A 25,400-nucleotide genomic window follows, 5' to 3' on the forward strand; every position below is an offset into this window, starting at 1 on the left:
ACTTCGAACGGCAAAAGACTTTGGACCTAAATTTCCGGTTTCTCGTCAAGCAGTTCCATATCCAGACAAAGTCCCTGAAGCTCTTTCACCAAAACATTGAAAGATTCCGGCAAGCCTGCCTCCAGAAAATTATTGCCCTTAACGATCCGCTCGTATGTCCTTGTTCTACCGCCCACATCGTCCGACTTGACTGTTAAAAATTCCTGCAAAGTATATGCTGCACCATACGCCTCCAAGGCCCAGACCTCCATTTCGCCAAGACGCTGTCCACCGAACTGCGCTTTGCCGCCAAGGGGCTGTTGGGTAACCAGCGAGTAGGGGCCGGTGGAACGGGCATGGATCTTGTCATCAACCAAATGATGGAGTTTCAGGATGTACATGGTGCCGACGGTTACCGGGTTGTCAAACTTTTCTCCGGTCAAGCCGTCATACAAGGTGGCCTGCCCAACCTCGTCCATGCCGGCCTCAACCAAGAGATTCCGGATCTCGCTTTCATGGGCGCCGTCAAATACCGGCGTGGCGATATGCAGCCCCGAGCCCATGCGCTTGGCAAGGGTCAACAGCTCTTCATCCGTCAACCCTTCGGTCAACTGCCCATACTCCTCGGCGGAATACACCTTTTGCAGTTTTTCCTTCACCGCCGCAACCTGCTGCAGATCGGCAAGGTGCTGGATCTGTTGCCCAAGGCGTTTGGCCGCCAGGCCAAGATGTACCTCCAACAACTGCCCCACGTTCATACGCGAAGGAACACCCAGCGGGTTCAAAACGATATCCACTGTGGTGCCGTCGGCAAAATAGGGCATATCCTCTTCGGGCATGATCCGGGAAACAACACCCTTGTTTCCGTGGCGGCCGGCCATCTTGTCGCCCACGGACAGTTTGCGCTTGGTGGCGACATAGACCTTGACCATCCGGATAACCCCGGGCGGCAGATCATCCCCTTTCTTAAGCCGAGTGATCCGCGCTTCATAACGGTCGCGCACCAGTTTGACCTGGCTTTCGTACCGCTCGAAAAGAAGGGCCACCTCGCCTTCAAACTTGTCTTTTTCGGCATAGTCAATAAGCTTGATGCCGGAGAGAGACAACCGTTCAACCACGTCGCGGGAGAGTTTCTTTCCCTTGGCCAGCAAGGTTTCCCCTTTTTTGTCCTTGACCGCGTTTTTCACGGTCTTCCCGTCCAGAAGATCGGCCAGGCTGTTACGGACGCCCTTTTTCAGGCAGTTGACCTCGTCTTCCATATCCCGCTCAAGGGTCTTGATCTCAAACTCGTCAATGGCCAGGGTGCGCTCATCCTTCTCCACCCCCTTGCGGGAAAAGACCTTGGCGTCGATAACCACCCCTTCCGCCCCAGGCGGGACGCGGAGGGAGGTATCTTTCACATCGCCGGCCTTTTCCCCAAAGATGGCACGCAACAACTTTTCCTCCGGTGAAAGCTGGGTTTCCCCCTTGGGTGTCACCTTGCCCACCAGAATATCGCCGGACTTGATCTCCGCCCCGATGCGGATAACCCCGGACTCGTCGAGATTGCGCAACGCTTCCTCGCTCACATTGGGGATGTCGCGGGTGATTTCCTCCTTGCCCAGCTTGGTGTCGCGGGCAACGGTCTCAAACACCTCGATATGGAGAGAGGTATAGGTATCCTTTTTCAGCATCTTCTCGCTGATCAGGATGGAGTCCTCAAAGTTGTAGCCCCGCCACGGCATGAAAGCGATGGTCACGTTCTTGCCCAAGGCCAGTTCGCCCAGGTCACAGGCCGGGCCGTCGGCGAGGATGTCACCCTTTTTCACTCGCAGGCCTGGATTCACCAGGGGACGCTGGGTAAAGCAGGTATTCTGGTTGGATTTCTTATATTTCTCCAGGCGGTAGATCCCGATGCCGGTGGTAAAACCGTCTGTGCCGGGTTTGTCGTAACGGACCACGACCCGGTTGGCATCGACCTCTTCCACCACCCCATCACCGCCGGCCAGCAAGCAGACGCCGGAATCCTTGGCAACAGTCAACTCCAGACCGGTTCCGATCAACGGGGCCTCCGGGCGCAAAAGGGGAACGCCCTGGCGCTGCATGTTGGAGCCCATCAAGGCCCGGTTCGCATCGTCGTTTTCCAGAAAGGGAATAAGCGAGGCGGCAACACTCACCAACTGGTTGGGGGAAACATCCATCTGCGTCACAGCATCAGCCTCGGTGGAGAGCACCTCGCCGTCCTGCCGGGCAATAAGGGTGTCCGGCACAATCTTACCTTTGCTGTTCAGCTCGGTTTTTGCCTGGGCAATGACATGCTCCTGTTCATCCAGGGCCGTCATATAGGAAACTTCTTTGGTCGCCTTCCGGCCCTTGACGTTCCGGTATGGAGTCTCGATAAAACCGAATTCATTGACCCGGGCATAGGTGGCAAGCGAAACTATCAGGCCGATATTCGGGCCTTCAGGCGTTTCCACCGGACAGATCCGGCCGTAATGGGTCGGATGAACATCGCGCACCTCAAAGCCCGCCCGCTCACGGGAAAGACCACCCGGTCCAAGAGCACTCAGCCGACGCTTATGCGTTACCTCGGACAAGGGGTTGGTCTGGTCCATGAACTGGGAAAGCTGGCTGGTGCCGAAAAATTCCTTGATCGCGGCGGTAATGGGCTTGGGATTGATCAGGTCATGGGGCATCAGAGCCTCAACCTCCTGAATGCTCATCCGCTCACGTATAGCGCGCTCCATGCGGACAAGTCCCATACGGTACTGATTTTCCACCAACTCGCCGACCGTCCGAACCCGACGGTTGCCGAGATGGTCGATATCGTCAATGGGGCCCTGGCTGTCCTTGAGACGCGCCAGATACCTTACCGCCAGCATGATATCATCCTTGGTCAGGGTACGGTGCTCGATATCGGTGTTCAGGCCCAATCGGGCATTGATTTTAAAACGGCCGACCTCGGAAAGATCATAGGTGTCGGCGCTGAAAAACAGATTCTCGAAAAAGGCCGAGGCGATCTCGTGGGTTGGCGGGCTGCTGGGTCGCAGTCTGCGGTATATTTCCAGCAGTGCCTCTTCCGGGGTATTGACCTTGTCCAGAGCCAAGGTCTTGCGGAAAGAATCGGAAACCTTGATGCCGTCGATGAAGAGGAGTTCAAATTCGGCGACCTTCGCCGCGATTATGTCGTCCAGCATGGTCTCGGTCAATTCCGTGTTGCAGGGAAAAATGACCTCTTTCGTCTTCGGGTCCACGATGTCGCGGGCAAGAAACTTGCCGACCAGACTCTCCGCTTCGATATCAAAATGGGTGACCCCGGCCTCAAGAATTTTCTTGGCCAGAACTTTGCCTATCTTGCGGCCTTCCTTGGCAATAATTTCTCCGGTTTTCGGGTCAACAATGTCATGGGTTACCTTTTGTCCAACCATGACCTCGGACGAGAATTCTTTCTTGAATTTTTTACGGCTCACGGAAATTTTTTCCGTGTCGTAATAGTAGCGCAACAGTTCATCCCCGCTGTAGCCAAGGGCCTTGAGCAGGGTGGTTACCGGAAATTTGCGGCGCCGGTCGATACGGACGTACAGGATATCCTTGGCATCAAACTCGAGATCAATCCAGGAACCACGCACCGGAATAATCCGGGCCGAATAGAGCAGCTTACCGCCGGAATGGGTCTTGCCGCCGTCATGGCTGTAGAAAAGGCCGGGCGAACGCTGCAACTGACTGACAATGACCCGCTCGGTCCCGTTGACAACGTAGACCCCGGTTTTGGTCATCAACGGCATGCTGCCCAGGTAGACAGCCTGTTCTTTGATGTCCCGGATATTCTGCACGCCGGTTTCAGCATCGGTATCGTAGGAAACAAGACGCACCGTAATCTTGACGGGAACCTCGTAGGTCATCCCCCGCTGGATACACTCCTCCACGGAATACTTCGGCTCTCCGAAGTTATACCGCACAAACTCAAGAGAACAGGTGCCGTTGAAATCCTGAATGGGGAAAATACTTTTAAAAATCCCCTGCAGACCGCTGTCCGAACGTTGATCTGGCTCAGTGTCCTTTTGCAGAAACTTTTCATAGGACAGCCCCTGCATCTCGATGAGATGTGGGATATCAACAATACTCTTGGTTTTGGCGAAACTTTTCCGAACTCGTTTGATAGTTTGCATGCAGCAATACCCTCATCAGTTTAGCGGTGGCGGATGGGAACGGGATCCCCGGTGTGGAGCGTCAGAAGATGCATTGTGCCGTAAATCTTGGAGGCCAAATTCTCTCCCTTTGATAAGAACGCAAGAACGCTACGGGGATTCCCCCGTAGCGTCGCTGCATCTCTTGTTGATCCCTGGGGCTTGGTCAGCCCCAGGGAAATGCTATTTTTTTTTGCTGATACCTGAGAAGATCAGCAAAAAAACAGGACGGTGTTCACACTACTTGATCTCTACAGTTCCGCCAGCAGCCTCGATCTTGGCCTTGATATCGGCAGCTTCATCCTTGGAAACGCCTTCCTTGATCGGGCTGGGTGCGCCTTCGACCAGGTCTTTTGCTTCCTTCAGGCCCAGAGAGGTAATAGCGCGAACCTCTTTGATAACCCCGATCTTCTTGTCGCCAGCAGTGACAAGAATTACGTCAAACTCGGTTTTCTCTTCCGCAGCAGCTCCTGCATCGCCGCCAGCCGCAGGCGCAGCCATCATTGCCATCGGAGCCGCAGCGGAAACACCAAACTTATTTTCAAGTTCCTTGATGAGCTCGGAAAGCTCGAGAACTGTCATGTTAGAAATAAAATCAATTACATCTTCCTTTGATACTGCCATTGCTTTATCCTCCAGATACTATTCTTGTTTAGTTGTCGCCCTGACCTTTCTGGTCCTTTATTGCCTGCAATGCGTACAACGCCTTTTGCGGAACAGCGCTGAGCACCCGCACAAAACTGGTCGGAACAGCGAGCATAACTGCAAGCAGTTGCGCCCGGAGTTCATCCTTGCCAGGCAATGTGGACAATGCCCTCAGATCGTCTGCCGTAAGTAATTTGCCATCTAAAACTGCCGTCTTGATTTCAAGCTTTGGGTTCGTCTTGATAAACTCGACCAAAACCTTAGCCGGCGCCACCGGATCCCCATCCGCGAAAGTAACTGCCGTTGTTCCAACAAGGAACTGATCCATGGGCTCAAAGGGGGTTCCTTTGATGGCCAGCCGCAACAAGGTGTTTTTGGCGACACGGATTTCGGCGTTGCTCTGCTTGAGGTCACGGCGGAGTTGTGAGATGACAGGCACGGTCAGACCACGATAATCGGAAACAACGGCAAACTTGGCATGGGCCAATCTGCGGCTGAGTTCCTCGATTACCGCAACCTTATCGTCTCGATTCAATTCCTCTACCTCCTTTAAACTAACAACATATTAGGGTTAGCGAGAAGCAGTCGAGGTCGACCGGGAACAGACGAATGAGTTGTTTCTCCTAAAACAAACAACCCATGTGACGACACTGCGAAAAGCAATGACATTTCGCCTCGGCAGGCCAACGCGTTGCGTCTTACTATAGACTAGCGCGCTGATTAAACCTCTTGGTACCCACGGTCTTTGACGACTTAACTGCTTGATACAAAATATATAAACACTGGTTGCAACCAGCGGGATCAACGGTTATTAGGCATGCTTACAAAGGGTTCGCAATTCCATGGGATCGAGTTTTAGCCCCGGCCCCATGGTGGTGGACAAATATACGGCCTTCAAATAAACACCCTTACTGGAAGAGGGCTTGAGCTGAACAACCTTGTCAACAAAGGCGAGAATATTTTCCTGCAATTTTTCGGTGCCAAAGGAGGACTTGCCGATCATGCAATGGAGAACCCCTGCCTTATCAACCTTGAAATCAACCTTACCGGATTTGATTTCCTTAACTACCCGGCCGACATCAAAAGTAACCGTGCCCAGTTTCGCGTTAGGCATCAAATTACGGGGGCCGAGAACCTTACCGATCTTGCCGACGGTGCCCATCATATCGGGGGTGGCAACTGTTTTGTCAAATTCCAACCAACCGCCTTGGATTTTCTCAAGGAGCTCATCGCCACCGGCATAATCCGCGCCAGCGTCAAGAGCTTCCTGCACTTTCTCGCCCTTGGCAAAAACAAGAACGCGCTCTGTTTTCCCGGTACCGTTAGGGAGGACAACGCTGCTCCGCACCATCTGCTCTGCATGGCGAGGATCAACGCCAAGGTTGAGAGCCAGGTCCACCGACTCATCAAATTTTGCGAACTTGCCCTGCAACGCAAGAGTAACAGCTTCCTCCAGGTTATAAGCCTTCATCGGATCAAGCTGTGCTACACTGTTTTTATATTGCTTGCCTTTCTTTGCCATGGCGCTCTCCAAACATTCAAGCCTTCACACATCAGAAGTGCTACGGTTAACCCACTAATACATCTATTGAAAAACAGTCAAACTTACGATCAATCGACGATTGTAATCCCGCAGCTCCGCGCAGTTCCTTCAATAATCCGCATTGCAGCATCGATATCGTAGGCGTTCAGATCGGGAAGTTTTCTCTCGGCAATCTCTTTAATCTTATCGCGGGTAATCTTGGCCACCCGATCCTTCTTGGGGTTGCTCGAACCCTTGCCCAGGCTGCACGCCTTGAAAAGCAGCGTTGAGGCCGGCGGGGTCTTGGTAACAAAAGTAAATGAACGGTCGGCATACACGGTAATTACCACCGGAATAATCGTATCGCCTTCCGCCTGGGTTTTTGCATTGAACGCCTTGCAAAACTCCATGATGTTAACACCGCGCTGGCCAAGGGCCGGGCCAACTGGAGGCGACGGATTCGCTTTGCCGGCTGGGATCTGTAACTTTATGTATCCTTCAATCTTCTTAGCCATCGCTGGAACTCCCACATGTCGGCTTTTCTCTGCTACAAGGAGCCAGAGAGCACGACATCATAAATTTAGTGGCCGTTACGAAACAACCATTACATTGTAACTCAATTCGTTACGGCCACTTATGCCGATCACGATCTTACAATTTTACGATTATTCTCACATAACGGCTTAGCGGAACAAACTACCTCTATATGCTACGCAATTCTTGTTACAATTGCAAAAACGCGATTACCCTCTACTTACCTGGATATATTCAAGCTCAACCGGGGTTTCCCTGCCGAAGATGGAAACCATCACCCGAACCCGGCCTTTCTCCGGAAAAACCTCGTCCACCACCCCTTGGAAATTATTGAACGGCCCATCGATAACCCGGACAACATCGCCATACTCGAAAGAAACCTTTGGCTTCGGCTTGAGAGCCCCATCCTTGATCCGGCCGATAATCTTCATGGCCTCTTCGTCGGATAGAGGCACCGGATTCATGTCGTTGCCGACAAAACCAGTGACCTTCGGAGTATCACGAACTGTATGCCAAGTCTCATCGTTGAGATCGACATTCACCAGAATATATCCTGGGAAAAATTTGCGGGATGATGTTTTCCGGGCGCCCTTCACCATTTCAACAACTTGCTCAGTGGGAACAAGGATCTCCCCAAACATCTCTTCCTGGCCCGCATTTTTAACGCGCTCAAGCATGCCGGTCTTCACCTGCTCTTCAAAGCCTGAGTATGTATGAACAATATACCAGTGACGTGCCATAATGCTGTCTCTCTCCCGGCTTACGCTGGTTTCCTACCGCAAAACATAACCGATTATTTTTCCCAGCAGTAGATCAACAGCTCCCAAATAAAAGGAGATGATCATCACCAGTACTACAACTACCGCCGTAGTGCCAACAGTCTGTTTTTTGGCCGGCCAAACGATCTTGCCGAATTCATTTTTCACTTCGGTGGCAAATTCTTTAATCCGACTCGGCCGAAATACAGATCCCTGTTCAGAATCTGTGCCCTCTGCTTTTTTGCTTTTGGCCAATCGGTCTTCCTTGCTTGCCATAATGATCGTCTCTTCCTGCACAGGCTGATCTTTCTTACACATGAAGGGGAAAAGGAAGTCGGTCCAGATACCAGGTACCGATTATCCAAATAACTACTTCGCCCTCTCACATCAGAAAAAGGGCGAAGCAATCACAATCTCTCGTCTCTGGCAGGCCAGGAGGGACTCGAACCCCCAGCCCTCGGATTTGGAGTCCGATGCTCTACCATTAGAGCTACTGGCCTAAAAACTATTTCGTTTCCTTGTGCAGGGTATGTGATCTGCAAAAAGGGCAGAATTTCTTAAACTCCAGCTTGCTCGGAGTAGACCGTTTATTCTTGGTCGTGGTGTAATTCCGTCTCTTGCAGGTCTGACAACCCAAAGTAATAATGTCTCGCATCTAGCTTCCTTTTTTCGCAGTCAAAACCGCACAGGCGATTATTCGATAATTTTATTGATAACGCCGGCGCCCACGGTACGGCCGCCTTCGCGAATCGCGAAACGAAGTCCTTCTTCCATCGCGATCGGGGTGATCAACTGTCCTTCGATGGTCACGTTGTCACCGGGCATTACCATCTCAACGCCCTCTTGCAGCTGCACTACTCCGGTCACGTCCGTGGTCCGGAAGTAAAACTGCGGGCGATACCCGTTGAAAAACGGGGTGTGACGTCCGCCCTCATCCTTGGACAGGATGTAGGCTTCGGCAACGAATTTGGTATGCGGGGTGATGGAACCCGGTTTGGCCAGAACCTGACCGCGCTCGATATCCTCACGCTTCAGACCGCGGAGGAGCACGCCCACGTTATCGCCGGCCATGCCCTCATCGAGAAGCTTGCGGAACATCTCCACCCCGGTGACCGTGGTCTTGGCCGTTGCCCGGATGCCGACAACCTCGATCTCTTCCCCAACCTTTACTTTACCGCGCTCGATACGACCGGTGGCTACCGTGCCACGGCCGGAGATGGAGAAGACATCTTCCACCGGCATCAAAAACGGCTTGTCGATGTCGCGGGCCGGCTCAGGAATAAAGCTATCACAGGCATCCATCAGGTCCCAGATGCACTTGGCCGCAGCCTCGTCTTCCGGATTCTCCAAAGCCTTCAAAGCGCTGCCCTGGATAATCGGGGTGTCGTCGCCGGGGAAATTATATTTGGTCAGAAGCTCACGCAGCTCCATGTCCACCAGCTCGATGAGCTCGGGATCGTCAACCATATCGCACTTGTTCATGAAGACGACCATGGAGGGAACACCTACCTGACGGGCAAGCAGGATGTGCTCACGGGTCTGCGGCATGGGGCCGTCCGTGGCGGCAACCACCAGGATAGCGCCGTCCATCTGCGCCGCACCGGTGATCATATTCTTGATGTAATCTGCATGGCCCGGGCAGTCCACATGGGCGTAATGACGCTTGTTGGACTCGTATTCCACATGGGCGGTCGCAATGGTGATACCGCGCTCTTTTTCTTCCGGAGCCTTGTCGATCTGGTCAAAGGCTGTCGCTTTGGCAAAGCCCTTGGTGGCCAATACCCGGGTAATGGCCGCGGTCAGGGTGGTCTTGCCATGGTCGATGTGGCCGATCGTCCCAATATTTACATGCGGTTTCTTGCGCTCAAATTTCTCTTTTGCCATGTCTTTATCCTCCTCCGCCCTGATTTCTCAAGGGTTGCGCTTAACTTCCCAACCTAATAATGTTTGAAATCGCCAAACAAATGGAGCCCACGACCGGATTCGAACCGGTGACCTCTTCCTTACCAAGGAAGTGCTCTACCTACTGAGCCACGTGGGCAGCCAAACAGTCCAAACAAAAAAAGAAGCCAGTTTGCTCACCCTATCGCTGAGCCACCGTTGTGCCATCACTGGAGCGGGAAACGGGTCTCGAACCCGCAACCCTCAGCTTGGAAGGCTGATGCTCTACCAATTGAGCTATCCCCGCTTATACGTATCGCTAACCAGATAAACAAAGCAGGAATATAACGGCAACCATTTTACTTGTGCCGCGTTCCCACCATAATCATAATGGTGGAGGGGGGAGGATTCGAACCTCCGAAGGCATTGCCGACAGATTTACAGTCTGTTCCCTTTAGCCACTCGGGAACCCCTCCACGAAAAACTACAAGGCCGCCCTACGGCAGCCAATCATTCCTTATATCAAGCCATCGCCAGCTTCGCATTGGTGGAGCTGGCGATGGGACTCGAACCCGCAACCTGCTGATTACAAATCAGCTGCTCTACCAATTGAGCTACGCCAGCTTGATAAGACGGGCAATACTAATCGCTTCATTCCGAAATATCAACTTATTTTTTGACCGGCGCAGACATTCACAAAAGGCAAAATACAATCAGGCACTCCACCACGAAGCAGAGTGCCTGATTGATACAATAGGGGGTTCGCTTACTCTTCTATCTTTTTGGCAAATCCGCTTTCGCGGTATCTCTCAAAGGCCATGGCAAAAGTCCGGTATACCATGTGAGCGAATTTTGAATATGGCATGTAGATAAACAGCATCAACACGGAGACCAGGTGCATGTAATAGAAAAGATACGCCAGCACGGGGATGCCGATCAACCGGGTCAGTTCCGCAGAAAGTCCGGTTATGCCCACTGTCATGATCTCGACAATCAAGAACCAATCATAAAACGTCGGGGTGGTATTGTTTTCCTCTTCCGTGTGGGCGCGGTTCATCCAGAGGATGCCGACTCCGACAATCAAGGCAATGGCGCTGATATTGGCCAGCAACTTGAAGGGATCCGCCAATGGAATCGGACCATGCATTCCTTCAATGAACATGCCCAGGATATCCTTGCGAATCATGCCGTAAGTGGTAACCACAAACAGACCGATAAAGGAAAGGACCAGAGGCAGATGGCCGTTTACTCTGTTCAGATTCGCGCCGCACTCCCTGAAACGCTTATGGCTAAGGATTTCCTTGACCGAAGGCACCAGGAACTGGGTAACAAACTGCATTACCGATGGGCGGAACTCCGACTTCACCTCAAGCTGTGCCGCCATAGCCTTCCACATGCTCGAAACCCCCTTGTAGGCTGCAAAAATTGCAAAGCCGAGGGCTGGAACAAAAATGGCATCGATGAGCAAAACGTTCAGGGTCAGGCCACCGATAAGGGTCGGATGATCCTTGTGGGAGTCAAAAAACATACCAAAATCAATGGCGTCGGCCGCAGGCAGAGACATACCGCCGGACAACCACCACACCGCGAGGATCACCAAAGCCGGCAGGGCAATGATAAGCGGCAGGTTGCTGCCCTTGCTTACCAGTTTGGCAAGGCCGGAAGGAAACCCATAATGGGTGTAAGCATAGGCCCGGATCGCGCCAAGGACATCGCCGGGCTTGGCGCCCCGCGGACAGTAGGCGGTACAATCGCCGCACTGATGGCAAAGCATAATATCAGGATCGGCAACCAGCTTGTCCTTCAACCCCCACTGCGCCCAGATCATTTCCTTTCTGGGGAATGGTTTTTTGTCAGTGGACAACGGGCAGACAACCGAACAGGTGGCACATTGATAGCACTTCTTCAAGGTGTCTCCGCCGGCATTTTTCACATACTTTATAAACTCTAAATCAGGTTCAACCCTCATTCCTTCAGCCATGACACGCCTCCAGTAATTCTCCCTCAAAATGTCAGCTCACACTGACCCAAGACTCATGCGCCAAGACGCATCCCTTCTCAATATAAATCGTTCAGCAGGCAAAAACGCCTGCTGAACGATATTTTCCGGACCAGGCAGACCTTAAAAACCCTTGAAGGGGTTCGGGCCAAGAGCGATGATCGCCTCAACGAACTCGTTGATAACTTCATCAACCTTGTTGTACTCGTTGATGGCAATCTGGCGCACTGCGCAACGCTCCGGCTCAAGACCGAGGCTGCCCAGGGTTTCGCCAATGTTGGCCATACGTTTATCCGCCAGCTCACTGCCCTTGACGAAATGGCACTGGTAATCATCCCCGAACTTACAACCCAGAAGGAGCGCGCCGTCCATACCAGCGGAAAGAGCATCCTTGATCCAAGCCATGTTCACCGAGCCAAGACAACGGACGGAAATGACCCGAATGAGGGCATTCTGCGGAAGCTTGCGCATGGCGGCCATATCCAGGGCCGGGTAGGCGTCGTTTTCACAGGCAAAAACGATGATGCGCAACTTGTCCTCATCATCATCCGGCACTTCAATGCTCTTGACCATGGAACCGACTTGGTCGATGTTGTAGTTCTTGAAACCGATGATCCGTTCGGGGCATGCACCCATACAGGTACCACAACGGCGACACCGGGTGGGGTTGGGCTTGGGTGTTCCCTTCTCATCATCGTCAAGGGCGCCAAACGGACATTCTTCCGTACAACGCTTACACTGGGTGCAGCGCTGGAAGAAGAATTCCGGATAGGTGCCGTCGTTGGAACGGGGATGCACTGCCACGCCACGATCCGCCGATTCGATGGACTGAATCGCCTTGAGCGCTGCGCCGCATGCGTCATCGATGGTTTCTTCCATGTTCATGGCCTTGCGCACACCGCCACAGGCGTAAACACCGGTCCGACGGGTTTCGTACGGAAAGCAGATGAAATGAGAATCAGCATACCCGTCGAACAGCTCCAGATCAAGGAAGGCCGGACCCTGCCGATAGGCAAGATTGATGGTCGGCTTATCGGAGGTGGTCGGCACCATGCCTGCGGCGAGAACAACCATATCCACCTGCAGGGTGACATCCTCGTTGAGCAGGGTGTCTTTCAGGTGGACAGCCAAGCCGCTGCCAGATTCTTCAACCTGGGTGACGGTGGCCTTGGTCATAAAGATGCCGTCGTCATTCTGGGCACCCTTGTAGAACATCTCCATGTTGCCGGGTGTCCGCATGTGCTGATAGAGGACATAGGCCTTACCGGAGGCATTATCCTCACGGACATAACGGGCCTGCTTCAGGGCAACCATGCTGGTAACCGAGTTACAGTAAGGGAAGTCCTGATCATGCTCAGCGCCGCCTGGGCTCTGAACAAAGGCAACATTGGCCGGAACCTTGCCGTTCTTGGCAAGCTTTTCAAACTCGGCGTTGGTGACCACGCCTTTCAGCTTGCCATAACCAAGATGGGCGTATTCAGAAACGTCCGCCGGATTCCAGCCCGTGGCCAGAACAACCGCGCCGAAATCTTCGGCCGCAGTATCCTCTGCCATATAGGGCTGTAGACCCAGGTTCGGATCTTCCATTTCCCCTTTGGTGATTTTATCCTGCTCGTCAACACCGACTTTTTTCGGCGCATCCCACTCGCTTTTGGTGCCAGCGGCCTTGAGGGTTACCTTGTAAGCACCCGGGGCACCGGCAATACGGGCAACTTCCGTGGAAGTCTTCAGGGTGATCCCTGCCTCGGCCTGGACAGCAGCAACCATGGCCTGCACCGTGGGCTCTTCCAAGTCGGTCCAAGGCGCGGCGGTGGGGAACTGCTTCCGCCAGCCAAGGGCCTTGCCGCCCAACTTATCCTGGACTTCGATGATCGTTACCGCGTAGCCGGCCTTGGCAGCATCCATGGCTGCGGTCATGCCGGCAATACCACCACCCATGACGAGAATCTTCCTGTTGATGGTTTCAAGCTTGTAGGGATCGGGCAATTCACCTTTCTTTGCCTGAACGCAGGCCATGCGCACATAGTCCTCGCCCTTTTCCGTGGCGAATTCCTTCACCTTCTCGGCGGTGTGTTTTTCTGTGACTGCCTCTACGCACCAAGCAACGCCTTCGCGCAGGTTGGCGCGGGTAACGTACTTGTCGTCCCCGAAATTGAACTCATCCTTCATGACCCGAGGGGAACAGGCACAGACAACCAGGGTATTCACCCCGTCATTGTTGATGTCGTTCTGGATCAATTCCCGTCCGGCCGCGCTACAGAGCGCCTCGTGGGTCTTGGTCTGCATGCCGTTCTTGTCAGCCGCCTTGGTCAGCGCCGCAATATCGAGGGCATCTCCTATACCACAACCTGTGCAGATATATGCACCGTATTTTTTTTCCATTCACCCTACCTCCTGGACGCTTGAATAGCTTTCATGGCTGCTGCCGTTGCACTCTGGGCACAGGTTACGACGTCGGCTGCCTTTTTGGCGCAGCCGGCGGAAACCATCCCGCCATTCGCATCGGCCAGAATAAATCCATTGCTGTCAACGGAAAGTCCAAGCGCCGCAGCCTGGGCCTTGGCCGCAGGCTCCATGCCGGTGGCCAGGATGGCCAGGTCGACCGTTTCCTTGATCTTGTCTCCGGTCACGGCATTTTCCGCAATCAGGGTCACACTGCCATCGGCTTCGGCAACAATATCAGCAACCTTGCCCTTCACCCAGGTGATGTTTGCATCGGCCATCAACTTCTCGCGGAACTTCTCGTATTTGCCAGGGGTCCGAAGATCGATGTAGAAAACGGTGATCTTGGCCGTGGGATACTGTTCGCGGATGTAGTTGATGTGCTTCATGGAAGCCATGCAGCAGATATAGGAACAGTACTCCAGATGATTCTCATCACGGGAACCGGCGCACTGGACAAAGGCAAAACTTGCGGGCTCCTTGTTGTCGCCGGGGCGGAGAATCTTGCCACCGGTGGGACCGTTGGGTGCAGCGAGACGCTCCATCATCATGTTGGTGATGATGGCGTTGCTGGAGTCGTACTTGAGATTGGTCATCTTGGTCGGGTCGTAGGGATTCCAACCCGTTGCCCAGACAATGGCGCTCACGTCAACGGTGAATTCCTTGGCTGCCATATCCAGATCAACCGCATCATATTTGCAGGCATCTTTGATGGCCTGCAAACCGGCTGCACTGCAGGCGTTTTTATCAAGCACATACTTCATGGGGAAAGCCATGTCGTGGGGCTTGTACACCGCCTTGCTTTTATTCATGCCAAAATTAAAATCATTGTCCCGCTCATCCGGACAGGCATCGGCACAGGCGCCGCAGGCGGTACAATTATTATTGATGAAGCGGGGCTTGGTCGTCAGGGTAACCTGATAGTTGCCCGGCCCGCCGGTTACACTCTTGACCTCGGTCATGGTGTAGACCCGAACCCGACGGTTGCTTTTAACGCGCTGAAAATTGATTTCCAGTCCGCAAGTCGGCGGACAGAGCTTCGGGAAGTACTGATTCAGCTGCGCAACCCGACCGCCCAGATACGAATTTTTCTCGACCAGAAAAACATCTTTTCCGACTTCAGCGGCTTCCAAGGCGGCTGTAAGCCCGCTTATGCCACCGCCAACGACAAGTACAGCACCTGCGGGTGCGCTGCGTTCGTCTGTCATGCCTTCCTCCATTTGAGTAAAGTAGTATTTATCTGCAAAAACGAGTTTTTTTGGCTCAACCGACCAGGATTACCCTGCTTTTGCCTAGCCAGCTCAGCCAAAAAAACTTAAGAGCCCACCTCATAGAAAAATCTCCAGGCACCTTTGGGGTGCCTGGAGATTTCTAATTTACATCATACCAGTTGCGTGGTGAAGCTTAGATCCACGGCTCGGTTTCAATGATGTTGATACATTTAACCTTTTCACACTTCCACTCCTGGGTTGCAGGATCGAAAGTGGAGTTAACAAAGGCCTTCCAGTTGGCATCGTCAACGGTCGGGTAGTCTGACCGGTAGTAGAAGCCCGGGTAGCGGCTCTCTTTCCGGAACTCGATGTGACGGATGTGGGTCTCAACACACCAAATACGATGGTAGTTCTCCCAAGCGCGCATCAACTCATGCAGATCGCCAGCAGCCATCAACTCAGCATCTTCACGCAGCATCTTGAGAAGATCCAAGCAGATGTTCAGGAGCTTGCCTGAGGTCATGTAGTAAGTAGCAACACCGCCGCCGTACTCATCAGTGGCCTTCATCAGGCGCATCATGATACCGGCAGGCTTGCAGTAATTGGGGTTAACGTCAGAAGCGGTGGAAGCGCCAACATGCTGGAGGTAACGCTTAACCGGTGCGTATACTTCGTCAGCATATTCCTGGGCAGACTTCGGCAGCTCAGGCTTGAAGGAAGCGTTGTCGCGGCAGAACTTAACCATCATCTTGGCAACAATACGACCCTCGGCATGGGAGCCAGAAGAGAACTTATGACCGGAAGCGCCAACGCCGTCACCTGCGGTGAACAGACCGTCAACGGTGGTCATGCGGTTGTAGCCCCACTTGTACTGATGGCTACGGGGACCGTCAACAGTCGGGACCCAAGCCTCGTCCGGACCAGAGGTCCAGATACCACAGCAGCCGGAGTGAGAACCGAGCATGTATGGTTCGGTCGGCATGATCTCGGATCCAACCTTCTCGGGCTCGATGTTCGCACCGGCCCAGAGACCAGCCTGACCAACGGACATGTCGAGGAAGTCTTCCCAAGCCTCAGACTCGAGGTGCTTCCAGTATTTCTTGACGTCCTTCTCGTCCAGGCCAGCAGCCTTTTTCGCATCCAAGAATGCGTTCAGGGCAACGTCGGTAGCCATGTAGATCGGGCCACGACCAGCCTTCAGCTCGTTGAGCATCAGGTGGTTACGCAGACAGGTCGGGGTTACCGGAGAAGCGCCGTAGGGCATGAACTTCTCGAGCTCGCCTTTCACTGAATCGCTGTTAGCGTAGAACTCGCCCAGGCCGTTCTGTACTTTGGCCTTGAAGAGGAGGAACCATGCACCAACCGGTCCGTACCCGTCTTTGAAACGAGCAGGCGTGAAGCGGTTTTCCATCATGGTCAGGGTGGCGCCAACCTGTGCACACATGGTGTAGGTGGAACCAGCATTCCATACAGGATACCAAGCGCGGCCCTTACCCTCACCGGTGGACCGGGGACGGAAGATGTTTACTGCGCCGCCGCATGCACAGAGAGCGGTCTTGCAACGGAAAACGTGAACCTTGTTCTCACGGGTGCTGAAACCAACAGCGCCAGCGATCTGGTTGGCCTTGTTCTTGTCAAGGATCAGCTTAACGATGAACACGCGCTCCATGATGTTCTCATCGCCGAGTGCGGTCTTGGCGGGCTCAGCAACGATGCACTTGTAGGACTCACCGTTGATCATGATCTGCCACTTGCCGGTACGAACCGGCTTGCCGCCTTCGGTCAACTTCGGAGCAGGCTGTGCGCCGTCGAGGTTGTTGCCGTCGGCATCGAGCTTCCAAACGGGCAGGCCCCACTCTTCGAAAAGATGTACGGAATCGTCAACGTGACGGCCCAGATCGTAGATCAGGTCTTCACGAACAACGCCCATGAGATCGTTACGAACCATTTTTACGTAGTTCTCGATCTTGTTGTCGCCGATGTAGGTGTTGATAGCGGAAAGGCCCTGGGCAACAGCGCCGGAACGCTCCATGGATGCCTTGTCCACCAGCTTGATCTTCATGTCGGCAGGAGCCCATTTCTTGATCTCGAAAGCAGTACCGCATGCGGCCATACCACCACCGATGATCAGAACGTCTACATCGTGCTCGACAACCTCAGGATTGGCAACGGCGGGTAACTCACCCAGCGGCTTATTAGGTAACGCCATAGTAAATCTCCTTAAGCAATTGTATTGAAATCAGTTAATTAACCAAAAAACTTACTTGGCAACCATGGTCGGTACAGGCAGCTGCTTCTCGGTGGAGAGCAACTCGTCGTCCAGGTTTGTGCATTTCAGTGCGGGATAAGCATTGGCAGCACCCTCAGCCGTGGTACGGATGGGGAACTTGAAACGCTTCATGTTGCCGTTACGGAACTTAACGGTCCACATGATGGAATCGGAACTCCGCATCGGATGAACCTGGCCACCCATGGGTACGAAGTCGTTGTAGCCACGAACGGCAATGGCACCCTGCGGACAGATCTTTACGCAAGAGTAACATTCCCAGCATGCATCGGGCTCCTGATTGTAAGCCTTCATCTCCTCTTTGTTCAAGACCATCAGGTCATTGGGGCAGATGTACATGCAGGCGGTTTTGTCACCACCCTTGCAGCCGTCACATTTAGAAGGATCTACGTAACTTGGCATTCACTAACCTCCTCACTTGGATTGAATTTTCCGAACTCCGATCTTACGAAATTCGCGTTTACCTTATTAAGGACAGCCGTCCAGGCCGGAACCACTCGAAGCAACCGCCTCAGAAGCAGACCTTAACCCCGTTGACCATCTGACTACCAAAACCGTAGAAGAAACCCAACTTGCCGCTTCTTTTTCCCCGCCGTACACCCAAACGGTCAATTCAGCGTATTTTTTCTTCTTTTTTGCACAAAACTGAAGAGCCACTCATTTTTCTGAACATTGGTCTGTATAATTTCTCACCTGATAAAAGTCAAGAAAAAAACATTGCGCACATCCTCCCCGCAAAACCCGAAGACTCCCCTAATATTGCGCCTTGGAGAAAATCATTTTCCCTGCTTGCCGCGCCTCTTTTGAGGCGCGGAGAAATGAATTTGACACAAACCGTTCCCGTGGTTACTGTGTTGCCAAAATCGCCCTATGCCTTGTCACGCATTGTCGATATAGCCGGCTAAAAACACAGAAAGGAGAGAGCTGGAAGCGTTCCTACTCCAGCATCAGGGTCCATGCTTTCCCACATCCTGACAGCAACAATGCGGTCACTTCTTCTGCCCCAATAACACATTCCTTGAAGGTCTACCATGAGCAAGTCACAACAGACGCCACAAGCCCCTTCCTTTGCCAAGTCCTTGTTCGGCTCCGACAACAACCCAAGCAATATCATGCCCGCCAAACTTACGGCTGACAGCAACCTGAAATTCAGCTGCCATCCCGGGGTTTCCTGCTTTACCAACTGCTGCGGCAATATCAATATCATCTTGACCCCTTATGATATCCTGCGCATCAGACGGCCTTTAAACCTCACGGCCGAAGAATTCCTCCTGCGCTTTACCACCCCGGTCTACCTGGAAAAAACGGATCTCCCCGGCGTAAAGATCCATCTCGATGAAAACGGCCGCTGCCCCTTTGTCACGGAAGAAGGCTGCACCATTTATCCTTACCGGCCGACAACCTGCCGCTATTATCCGGTGGGGATGTCTTATTTCCACGCCGCCGGCAACGAGGGAACTGCGGCGGAGGAATTCTACTTCCTGGTGAAAGAGCCCTACTGCAAGGGGCACGAAGAACCGAAGGAGCAAACCATTCGCCAGTGGCGGATTGAGCAGGGGATTGACGAGTCAGACGAGATGAACCGGGAATGGATGGAGATCGTCATGCGCCGCAAGTCTTTCGGCCTGCAGGCCACCTTGAGCGAGCCGGCCCAGAAGATGTTTTTCCTGGCCAGCACCGATCTCGACAAATTCCGGGATTTTGTCTTCAACAGCTCCTTTCTGGAGACCTATGAAGTCGATGCGGAAACCCTGGCAAAGATCAAAACCGACGATATCGCCCTGATGAAATTTTCCTGCAAATATCTTGCCTCTTCCATCTTCGGGACCAAGGACCTGATGATAAAGGCGGAAAAAGTGCAGGCGCGGGTGGAGCAGAACAAAAACAATCAGGGCGAGGTGGAAAAACAGGCCATGGAAGCCTATGAAGCGCTTCGCCGGGACCATGATCTGCTCAAGAAAAAAATCGAAGTGCAGAAAGAGACGGACAAGAAAAGCTGATCACCCCACGGGGAGGGCAATCGTAAAGGTGGCGCCCTCCCCTTCTTTACTCGCCACGGAGATGGTCCCCTGGTGGCTGTCCACAATGTTTTTGACGATGGCCAGCCCAAGCCCGGTTCCCCGATTTTTATCGGTATAAAACGGCGTAAAGATCTGCCCCTGTTTTTCCAGAGACATCCCCTCCCCGGTATCGCTGATAACGAGCAGCGCCCTGCCTGTAGCTTTCTCATATCTGGTCTCCACTGTCAGCGTTCCCCCTTCCGGCATGGCCTGCACCCCGTTCATCAGAATATTGAGACAGGCTCTGTGGATGAGACCCTGATCAAGGGCAATTCGCGGCATATCCTGGGCCAGCGAGGTTTGCAGGACAATTTTCTTCCGCTCCAGTTCCGGCTCCATGAAGGTGAGGATCTTGCTGAAGATCTCATTCACCGAGGTCGGCGCCATCTTAAGCTCCTGGGGACGGGCAAAATCCAGAAACTCCCGCACGATTCCATCCAGCCTGCCTGTTTCCTCCACGATAATTTCAGCCAGATGTTCATTGCCAGGCGCCACGCTCTTGAGGCGTTTCCCCAGAATGTCCGCGGTGCTGCGGACAATGCCCAGCGGGTTTTTTATTTCATGGGAAACCGAGGCCACCATCTCGCCGAGAATGGCCAACCTCTGGCTTTGGTTGAGTTGCTGCTCAAGGCGTCGGCGCTCCTCGGCCCGGGCGTCAATGATCCGGTCCGCCCGCGCCACGATGAACCCGAGCACCACAAAAAGGGCGGACATGATCAGCATGGAGGTGAGGATGATGGAGCCCTGCAACTTGGTGATGGCCACCACATCCTCGGAGAGATCCTGCACCACCTCGATAACCCCCATGATGACGTCCCCCTTCTGGTTATTGGCCTGATACTGCCGAAAGGGGATGAAGGTGCTCAGCTGGGAGGAAATGGGCCGCGCCCCAGGCAGGAGGTTCAGCAGGGAGCCGGTTGAGCGGACCACGGAGTTGTTCTCCCCAGCCAGAGCCTTGCGGTATTCAATGCCGCCCTCGCCGGTGCGCCCGATGCGGGTGGCCACCGTGCTGTAGGAGATGATGTTTTGCTTGGAGTCGAAGATGGTCACCGCCTGAATCCGCATCCCATGCGTGGCGTTGCGCACCACGGTATCAAGCCGGGCGAACTGTTCGGGGTTGCGCAGGGCGATCTTCCCATAACGCACCACGGTGGGCAGGACAAATTGCTGGAACACCTGATGGCTGAGGTTCTCGGCGACCACAAAGGCATAGGCCTCGCTGCGTTCCAGCAGAACCTTTTTGGCGTGGTTCGAAATGATCCAGGAAAGGACCAGGGTAAAAAGAAGAAACACCGCCAGACCGCTGTAGGAAAAAAACTTGACCAGTCGAAACGGCTTCAGGCGGGCGAGACTGGCCGCATCGTCCTCCATTTTTTTTCCTTTAACCATGACATACCCCGCATCGCCTGCATTGCAAAGGGTCACAGGCAATCGTTGATTTTTCTTCCAAGGCCTTCTGATACTCCGCCCACAAATACCGCCGGTCGATGCCGTGATCGATGATCTCCCAGGGAAACAGCTCCTCCTGGCCGCGCTGGCGTATGGCATAGTCTTCCGGGTTTATGCCGCAGCCCTGCATGGTTTGCCGCCAGTTTTGCCCCCCTTGCAGCATGGCATACAGGGCCAAGCCGACCTTGCGGTCTCCGCGGGCCAGCACCGCCTGATAGAAGGCGTTCCCCGGCTGATCGACAATCAGGCGGGTGTTGGCCATGCCGGCCACGCCCTTGCGCAGAAATTTTATGCTGTTTTTCAGCGTTGCCAAGGGGGCAAAGCCATGGAACTGGAAAGGGGTCCAGGCCTTGGGCACAAAGCTGTTGACGCTCAGGGTGATGTTGCCCATGCGCCCTGTTTCCCGCCCTACCGCCAGTAGGGTCTTGCGCACCTTGTCCGTCAAAAGCAAAAGTTCCGCCAGATCCTCCTCGGTTTCCGTGGGCAGACCGATCATGAAATAGAGCTTGAGGTGATTGATTCCCGCCCGGGCCAGCGCCTCTGCCGCACACAGCACATCCTGCTCGCTGATGCCTTTATTGATTACCCGCCGCAGCCTTTCCGAACCGCCGTCCGGGGCGATGGCCGCGCTTTTCAAATTGCTTTGCGCCAACAGATGACAGAGCTCCTTACTGATGGCATCGGCCCGTAAAGAAGAAAAGGAGAGAGCACACCCCTCGCCCAGCAAATATTCGGCAATCCGGGTGAGATCCTCACCCCGCGCCATCTCCATCCCCAGGAGGCCGACCCGCTTTATCTCCTCAGGCCGCTCGGCCAGGCCGGCAAGGATGCTTTCCGCGGACCAGAGGCGCGGAGGACGGTAGACAAACCCGGCGGCGCAGAATCTGCACCCGCGGCTGCAGCCGCGGCCAAGCTCGGTGAGGAACAGGTTGGCGAACTCCGCTTCAGGACTCAGCAGCTGCGAGTGTCCAGCCACCGGGGATTGGTCCAGCACCACGCGGCGCACCCGGGCCGGTGCTTCCGGCTCTGCCTCGATGCGGGTCAGTATCCCATCTTCCCCGTAATGCATGGTATAGAAGCGCGGAACATAGCAGCCGCTGAATTCCCGAACGATCCCCCGAAGCAGCGCTTCCGGCTCTTCGACATTCAAACGGTCGGCAAGATGGGCCATGAGTTGCGGCAGGATCGGCTCTGCCTCGCCGACGACAAAAAGGTCCACAAAGGGGGCTAGGGGCTCGGGATTGATGAAGGAGGCCACCCCGCCGCCAACAATCAGCGGTTGTCCGGGCCGGAACCTGCTGGTGTTTGCGGAACGCTTTTCCGCCAGGGGTTCAATGCCCCCGGCGGAAAAAAGGGCCAACAGGTTGAGGAAGTCCTGTTCAAAGCTCAGGGAGCAGAGCAGAATCGGGAAATCGCGGAGGGGGCGCCCCGATTCCAGGGAAACCGGGAGCTGGTTGTCCTGGTAAAAAAACCGCTCACAGACGAAGCCGGGCAGGCTGTTTACCAGGGCATAGACGAGCTGGAAACCCAGGTTGGAGTTACCGAGGCCGTAACGATTAGGAAAGATGAGGGCAACCGGCAGCAGCCCCTTCCATTTTTTGCGCTGCGTCCCTTTTTCGCTGGCAAGAAAATCACCGGATGCAGGTTGGCGCTGGCGCATGGAGGTCCATCTCGAACCTGCCGGAGAGAGGCAAAACACCCCGGCAGTGGTTGAAAGCGGGCAGCCACTGCGCACCGCTTTGTATTGATTTTTCAAAAAGGCGAAGGCGAAACACCTTGTATGTTTACCCCAGGCAGAGGCAGGGCGCAAGCCTCCACCGGTAACTGTTCAGCCGTGCCACAGATGCGCGGAAGAGGCCTGCGAAGTGTGCTATTGCACACGAGCCGGCGAGACTCCGAAGCAGATGTGGTGCTGCTGGACAGTTACAGCTCAGCTCTCATTCCTGCGCAGGAAGGTCGGCCGATCGTAGTCCTGCTCGTTTAAGATATTGTTGGCATAGGACCGATGCATGCCGTTGGCCACCGCCCGGCCTGCGGCCATGCCCTGCTCGCCTTTTCTAAACGGCAGCGGCTGCGCAGCCGGCTCCCTTTTTTTCGGCATGAGCTGCACCCGGTCGGACAGCTCTTCGACCTCCTCCACGGTATCGCGGATACCCGTGGCAATGACCGTTACCTGCAACTCGTCTCCCAGGTTCTCGTCAAAGATAACGCCCAGGATGATATTGGCGTCTTCATGCACTTCCTGATAGATTTTGGTGGTTGCCTCGGTCACTTCCGGCATGGTCAAGGTCTCCCGGCTGGCCGAGATATTGACCAATACGCCCTTGGCGCCATCGATGCTGATATCCTGTAAGAGCGGGCTGTTGATCGCCATGTTCACCGCTTCCACGGCCCGGTTTTCGCCAACGCCATAACCTGAACCCATGAGCGCCTGGCCCATCTCGTTCATGATCGCCCGCACATCGGCAAAGTCAGGATTGATGTAGCCGGGGAGGTTGATCAGATCGGTGATGCCTTTTACCGCCTGCACCAAGACATCGTCGGCCATCTTCATCCCGTCGATGAAACGGGTTCCCTTCTGGCTCATGGAGATCAGGCGGTCATTGGGAATGGTGATGATGGTGTCCACATGCTCTTTGAGATTCTTCCAGCCAAGCTCGGCGTTTTTCATCCGAGCCCTGCCCTCGAAGGCAAAGGGTTTGGTCACGACGCCCACGGTCAAGGCCCCCAATTCCTTGGCAATCCGGGCGATAACCGGCGCGGCCCCGGTCCCGGTTCCGCCTCCCAAGCCGGCGGTGACAAAAACCATGTCACAGTCCTTCAACTGTTTTCTGATTTCGTCGATGGACTCCTCCGCCGCCTCGCGGCCCCTTTCCGGGTTGGCCCCGGCCCCAAGGCCCTTGGCGATGTTCTTGCCCAGCTGCAACCGGACATCGGCCTTGGATTTCTCCAGGTCCTGGATATCGGTGTTGCCGGCAATGAACTCCACACCAAGGATGTTGCTGTCCACCATGGTGTTGACCGCATTACCACCGCCGCCGCCAACGCCAAAAACCTTGATCTTTGCCCGAGACTCTGCTTCCGCGAATTTAAAAGTCATATCCTGCTCTCCCTGTTCAAGGTCATTGACCTACTCCCCAACATCGCCTGGCGCTTGATAAGCGTGTTTATACTATCCCCTTAAACCAGTCTTTCATCCGACCGGTGACTCTCCCTACCACTCCTCCCTTGGGCCGTTTGAATCTCTCCCCCGGCCCATTCTTCATGCCATAGACAACCAGCCCGACGCCCGTTGCCCACTGCGGCGTGCCCACCACATCCACCACCCCGCCGATATTTTCCGGGCGGCCGATGCGGACCGGCAGGTCAAAGATCTGTTCCGCCAGCTCTTCCATATTGTCCAGAAGGCAGGAGCCGCCGGTCAAGACCATGCCGGCATTGACCATTTCCTTGTACTTGGAATCCAGCAACTCCTGGTTGATGAGGGTGAGCATCTCCTCAACCCGGGGCTCAAGGATCTCTCCCATGACCCGCCGGGAAAGCTTCCGGTTCTTTCTCCCCCCTACACTGGGAACCTCGATGACCTGATCCTTGTCGATCAGCGAGGCCAAGGCACTGCCGTACTCCTCCTTCAGCCTTTCCGCCTCCTTCTGCGGGGTGCGCAGTCCGATGGACAGGTCGTTGGTAAGGTTCTGCCCGCCCAGACCAAGGACAAAGGTGTGCTTGATGGTCCCATCGGCAAAAATCGCCAGGTCGGCAGTACCGCCGCCGATGTCCAGCAGGCCGACGCCCAGCTCCATCTCTTCCCGGGTCAGAACCGCACCCGCCGAGGCCAGGGGTTCAAGCACCACATCCGTCACCTGAAGTCCGGCGCGGTTGCAGCATTTCACGATGTTATGCACCGCGGTGGCCGAACCGGTCACGATATGCACGTCGGCCTCAAGGCGGACCCCGGTCATGCCGATGGGATCCTGGATATCAGCCTGGCCGTCCACCATGAACTCCTGGGGCAGCACATGGATCACTTCCTGGTCCGGCGGGATAGGTACGGCCCGAGCCGCATCCACCACCCGGTCGATATCATCCTGCCTGATCTCGTTATGCTTGATGGCGATCAGGCCGTGACTGTTGAAGCTCTTGATATGACTCCCGGCAATGCCCACATACACCGAGCCGATCTCGCAACCGGCCATGCGTTCCGCCTCTTCCACCGCCTGTCGGATGGAGTGGACAGTGCTTTCGATATTGACCACCACCCCACGGCGCAGCCCCACCGACGGGTGCCTGCCGATGCCGATGATGTCAACCCTGGTGTCATGCACCTCACCCACCACCACGCAGATCTTGGTGGTGCCGATATCCAGTCCGACAATCAGATCGCCACGTTCTTCATGTGCCATTTGTTCACCTTTGGTCGATCTCGCGATGCGCCATCAACGGTTATCACATTTCTTTTGCTTCTTTGCT

General features: G+C 54.5%; 20 protein-coding genes and 5 tRNA genes. 2 read left to right on the top strand and 23 right to left on the bottom strand.

The window, feature by feature from the left end; genetic code table 11:
• Positions 1-26: 26 nt before the first annotated feature.
• The 19 genes from rpoB to aprB all read right to left on the bottom strand — a co-directional run bounded on the left by rpoB (position 27) and on the right by aprB (position 17,826).
• Positions 27-4,127 carry a DNA-directed RNA polymerase subunit beta gene (gene rpoB, locus ACZ46D_RS08975; RefSeq protein WP_464927102.1) on the bottom strand — a complete coding sequence of 1,367 codons (4,101 nt, stop codon included), beginning with the start codon at positions 4,125-4,127 and terminating at the stop codon, positions 27-29.
• Between the two features lie 258 nt (positions 4,128-4,385).
• Positions 4,386-4,769 carry a 50S ribosomal protein L7/L12 gene (gene rplL, locus ACZ46D_RS08980; RefSeq protein WP_464927103.1) on the bottom strand — a complete coding sequence of 128 codons (384 nt, stop codon included), beginning with the start codon at positions 4,767-4,769 and terminating at the stop codon, positions 4,386-4,388.
• A 28-nt stretch (positions 4,770-4,797) separates the two neighbouring features.
• Complete coding sequence (gene rplJ / locus ACZ46D_RS08985) at positions 4,798-5,325, bottom strand: 50S ribosomal protein L10 (RefSeq protein ID WP_464927104.1); 528 nt, start codon at positions 5,323-5,325, stop codon at positions 4,798-4,800.
• A gap of 276 nt (positions 5,326-5,601) precedes the next feature.
• Positions 5,602-6,312, bottom strand: coding sequence for a 50S ribosomal protein L1 (rplA, locus tag ACZ46D_RS08990; RefSeq protein WP_464927105.1), 711 nt, complete (start codon positions 6,310-6,312; stop codon positions 5,602-5,604).
• An 89-nt stretch (positions 6,313-6,401) separates the two neighbouring features.
• The gene (gene rplK / locus ACZ46D_RS08995; protein WP_464927106.1) at positions 6,402-6,827 is read right to left on the bottom strand and encodes a 50S ribosomal protein L11; all 426 of its coding nucleotides are present in this window, start codon (positions 6,825-6,827) and stop codon (positions 6,402-6,404) included.
• A gap of 228 nt (positions 6,828-7,055) precedes the next feature.
• On the bottom strand, positions 7,056-7,586 hold the full coding sequence (nusG, locus tag ACZ46D_RS09000) for a transcription termination/antitermination protein NusG (protein WP_464927107.1): 531 nt from the start codon (positions 7,584-7,586) through the stop codon (positions 7,056-7,058).
• 33 nt (positions 7,587-7,619) lie between these two features.
• On the bottom strand, positions 7,620-7,880 hold the full coding sequence (secE, locus tag ACZ46D_RS09005) for a preprotein translocase subunit SecE (protein ID WP_464927108.1): 261 nt from the start codon (positions 7,878-7,880) through the stop codon (positions 7,620-7,622).
• Between the two features lie 148 nt (positions 7,881-8,028).
• Positions 8,029-8,104: transfer RNA gene (locus ACZ46D_RS09010), tRNA-Trp, on the bottom strand.
• A 5-nt stretch (positions 8,105-8,109) separates the two neighbouring features.
• A complete protein-coding gene (gene rpmG, locus ACZ46D_RS09015) occupies positions 8,110-8,259 on the bottom strand; it encodes a 50S ribosomal protein L33 (protein ID WP_307632905.1) in 150 nt (49 codons plus the stop codon).
• A gap of 38 nt (positions 8,260-8,297) precedes the next feature.
• A complete protein-coding gene (gene tuf, locus ACZ46D_RS09020) occupies positions 8,298-9,488 on the bottom strand; it encodes an elongation factor Tu (RefSeq protein ID WP_464927097.1) in 1,191 nt (396 codons plus the stop codon).
• 81 nt (positions 9,489-9,569) lie between these two features.
• Positions 9,570-9,645: transfer RNA gene (locus ACZ46D_RS09025), tRNA-Thr, on the bottom strand.
• Positions 9,646-9,716: 71 nt separating this feature from the next.
• Positions 9,717-9,792, bottom strand: a tRNA-Gly gene (locus ACZ46D_RS09030).
• A gap of 84 nt (positions 9,793-9,876) precedes the next feature.
• Positions 9,877-9,961: transfer RNA gene (locus tag ACZ46D_RS09035), tRNA-Tyr, on the bottom strand.
• A 72-nt stretch (positions 9,962-10,033) separates the two neighbouring features.
• Positions 10,034-10,109: transfer RNA gene (locus ACZ46D_RS09040), tRNA-Thr, on the bottom strand.
• A 142-nt stretch (positions 10,110-10,251) separates the two neighbouring features.
• The gene (gene qmoC, locus ACZ46D_RS09045) at positions 10,252-11,466 is read right to left on the bottom strand and encodes a quinone-interacting membrane-bound oxidoreductase complex subunit QmoC (RefSeq protein ID WP_464927109.1); all 1,215 of its coding nucleotides are present in this window, start codon (positions 11,464-11,466) and stop codon (positions 10,252-10,254) included.
• Between the two features lie 141 nt (positions 11,467-11,607).
• On the bottom strand, positions 11,608-13,866 hold the full coding sequence (locus tag ACZ46D_RS09050) for a hydrogenase iron-sulfur subunit (RefSeq protein ID WP_464927110.1): 2,259 nt from the start codon (positions 13,864-13,866) through the stop codon (positions 11,608-11,610).
• Positions 13,867-13,871: 5 nt separating this feature from the next.
• Complete coding sequence (locus tag ACZ46D_RS09055; RefSeq protein WP_464927111.1) at positions 13,872-15,134, bottom strand: CoB--CoM heterodisulfide reductase iron-sulfur subunit A family protein; 1,263 nt, start codon at positions 15,132-15,134, stop codon at positions 13,872-13,874.
• Positions 15,135-15,330: 196 nt separating this feature from the next.
• Positions 15,331-17,346 (bottom strand): adenylyl-sulfate reductase subunit alpha, encoded by a 2,016-nt coding sequence (aprA, locus tag ACZ46D_RS09060; protein WP_464927112.1) that lies wholly within the window; start codon positions 17,344-17,346, stop codon positions 15,331-15,333.
• Between the two features lie 51 nt (positions 17,347-17,397).
• A complete protein-coding gene (gene aprB / locus ACZ46D_RS09065; RefSeq protein ID WP_464927113.1) occupies positions 17,398-17,826 on the bottom strand; it encodes an adenylyl-sulfate reductase subunit beta in 429 nt (142 codons plus the stop codon).
• A 170-nt stretch (positions 17,827-17,996) separates the two neighbouring features.
• On the opposite strand from aprB, the gene ACZ46D_RS09070 reads away from it, so the two are divergent.
• Positions 17,997-18,329, top strand: a complete 333-nt coding sequence (locus ACZ46D_RS09070) for a hypothetical protein (protein ID WP_464927114.1) — start codon at positions 17,997-17,999, stop codon at positions 18,327-18,329.
• A gap of 126 nt (positions 18,330-18,455) precedes the next feature.
• Entirely contained in the window at positions 18,456-19,424 is a 969-nt protein-coding gene (locus ACZ46D_RS09075) for a YkgJ family cysteine cluster protein (protein ID WP_464927115.1), read from the top strand.
• Here the strand turns inward: ACZ46D_RS09075 and ACZ46D_RS09080 are convergent, their stop codons facing one another.
• From ACZ46D_RS09080 to ftsA, 4 genes are all read right to left on the bottom strand, one after another.
• The gene (locus tag ACZ46D_RS09080; RefSeq protein ID WP_464927116.1) at positions 19,425-20,873 is read right to left on the bottom strand and encodes a two-component system sensor histidine kinase NtrB; all 1,449 of its coding nucleotides are present in this window, start codon (positions 20,871-20,873) and stop codon (positions 19,425-19,427) included.
• Positions 20,866-22,593: a radical SAM protein gene (locus tag ACZ46D_RS09085; RefSeq protein WP_464927117.1), complete on the bottom strand. Its 1,728-nt coding sequence runs from the start codon at positions 22,591-22,593 to the stop codon at positions 20,866-20,868. The genes ACZ46D_RS09080 and ACZ46D_RS09085 overlap by 8 nt, the downstream gene beginning before the upstream one ends.
• A 270-nt stretch (positions 22,594-22,863) precedes the next feature.
• A complete protein-coding gene (ftsZ, locus tag ACZ46D_RS09090) occupies positions 22,864-24,033 on the bottom strand; it encodes a cell division protein FtsZ (RefSeq protein ID WP_464927118.1) in 1,170 nt (389 codons plus the stop codon).
• Between the two features lie 67 nt (positions 24,034-24,100).
• Positions 24,101-25,333, bottom strand: coding sequence for a cell division protein FtsA (ftsA, locus tag ACZ46D_RS09095; RefSeq protein ID WP_464927119.1), 1,233 nt, complete (start codon positions 25,331-25,333; stop codon positions 24,101-24,103).
• Positions 25,334-25,400: the final 67 nt, after the last annotated feature.

The sequence above is a fragment of the Thiovibrio sp. Mzg5 genome (assembly GCF_055379285.1).

What these genes read in the sequence shown, in the direction of transcription:
- rpoB (WP_464927102.1), bottom strand. Translation starts at nt 4,127, where the DNA reads ATGCAAACTATCAAACGAGTTCGGAAAAGTTTCGCCAAAACCAAGAGT.
- rplL (WP_464927103.1), bottom strand. Translation starts at nt 4,769, where the DNA reads ATGGCAGTATCAAAGGAAGATGTAATTGATTTTATTTCTAACATGACA.
- rplA (WP_464927105.1), bottom strand. Translation starts at nt 6,312, where the DNA reads ATGGCAAAGAAAGGCAAGCAATATAAAAACAGTGTAGCACAGCTTGAT.
- rplK (WP_464927106.1), bottom strand. Translation starts at nt 6,827, where the DNA reads ATGGCTAAGAAGATTGAAGGATACATAAAGTTACAGATCCCAGCCGGC.
- nusG (WP_464927107.1), bottom strand. Translation starts at nt 7,586, where the DNA reads ATGGCACGTCACTGGTATATTGTTCATACATACTCAGGCTTTGAAGAG.
- secE (WP_464927108.1), bottom strand. Translation starts at nt 7,880, where the DNA reads ATGGCAAGCAAGGAAGACCGATTGGCCAAAAGCAAAAAAGCAGAGGGC.
- rpmG (WP_307632905.1), bottom strand. Translation starts at nt 8,259, where the DNA reads ATGCGAGACATTATTACTTTGGGTTGTCAGACCTGCAAGAGACGGAAT.
- tuf (WP_464927097.1), bottom strand. Translation starts at nt 9,488, where the DNA reads ATGGCAAAAGAGAAATTTGAGCGCAAGAAACCGCATGTAAATATTGGG.
- qmoC (WP_464927109.1), bottom strand. Translation starts at nt 11,466, where the DNA reads ATGGCTGAAGGAATGAGGGTTGAACCTGATTTAGAGTTTATAAAGTAT.
- ACZ46D_RS09050 (WP_464927110.1), bottom strand. Translation starts at nt 13,866, where the DNA reads ATGGAAAAAAAATACGGTGCATATATCTGCACAGGTTGTGGTATAGGA.
- ACZ46D_RS09055 (WP_464927111.1), bottom strand. Translation starts at nt 15,134, where the DNA reads ATGACAGACGAACGCAGCGCACCCGCAGGTGCTGTACTTGTCGTTGGC.
- aprA (WP_464927112.1), bottom strand. Translation starts at nt 17,346, where the DNA reads ATGGCGTTACCTAATAAGCCGCTGGGTGAGTTACCCGCCGTTGCCAAT.
- aprB (WP_464927113.1), bottom strand. Translation starts at nt 17,826, where the DNA reads ATGCCAAGTTACGTAGATCCTTCTAAATGTGACGGCTGCAAGGGTGGT.
- ACZ46D_RS09075 (WP_464927115.1), top strand. Translation starts at nt 18,456, where the DNA reads ATGAGCAAGTCACAACAGACGCCACAAGCCCCTTCCTTTGCCAAGTCC.
- ACZ46D_RS09080 (WP_464927116.1), bottom strand. Translation starts at nt 20,873, where the DNA reads ATGGTTAAAGGAAAAAAAATGGAGGACGATGCGGCCAGTCTCGCCCGC.
- ACZ46D_RS09085 (WP_464927117.1), bottom strand. Translation starts at nt 22,593, where the DNA reads ATGCGCCAGCGCCAACCTGCATCCGGTGATTTTCTTGCCAGCGAAAAA.
- ftsZ (WP_464927118.1), bottom strand. Translation starts at nt 24,033, where the DNA reads ATGACTTTTAAATTCGCGGAAGCAGAGTCTCGGGCAAAGATCAAGGTT.
- ftsA (WP_464927119.1), bottom strand. Translation starts at nt 25,333, where the DNA reads ATGGCACATGAAGAACGTGGCGATCTGATTGTCGGACTGGATATCGGC.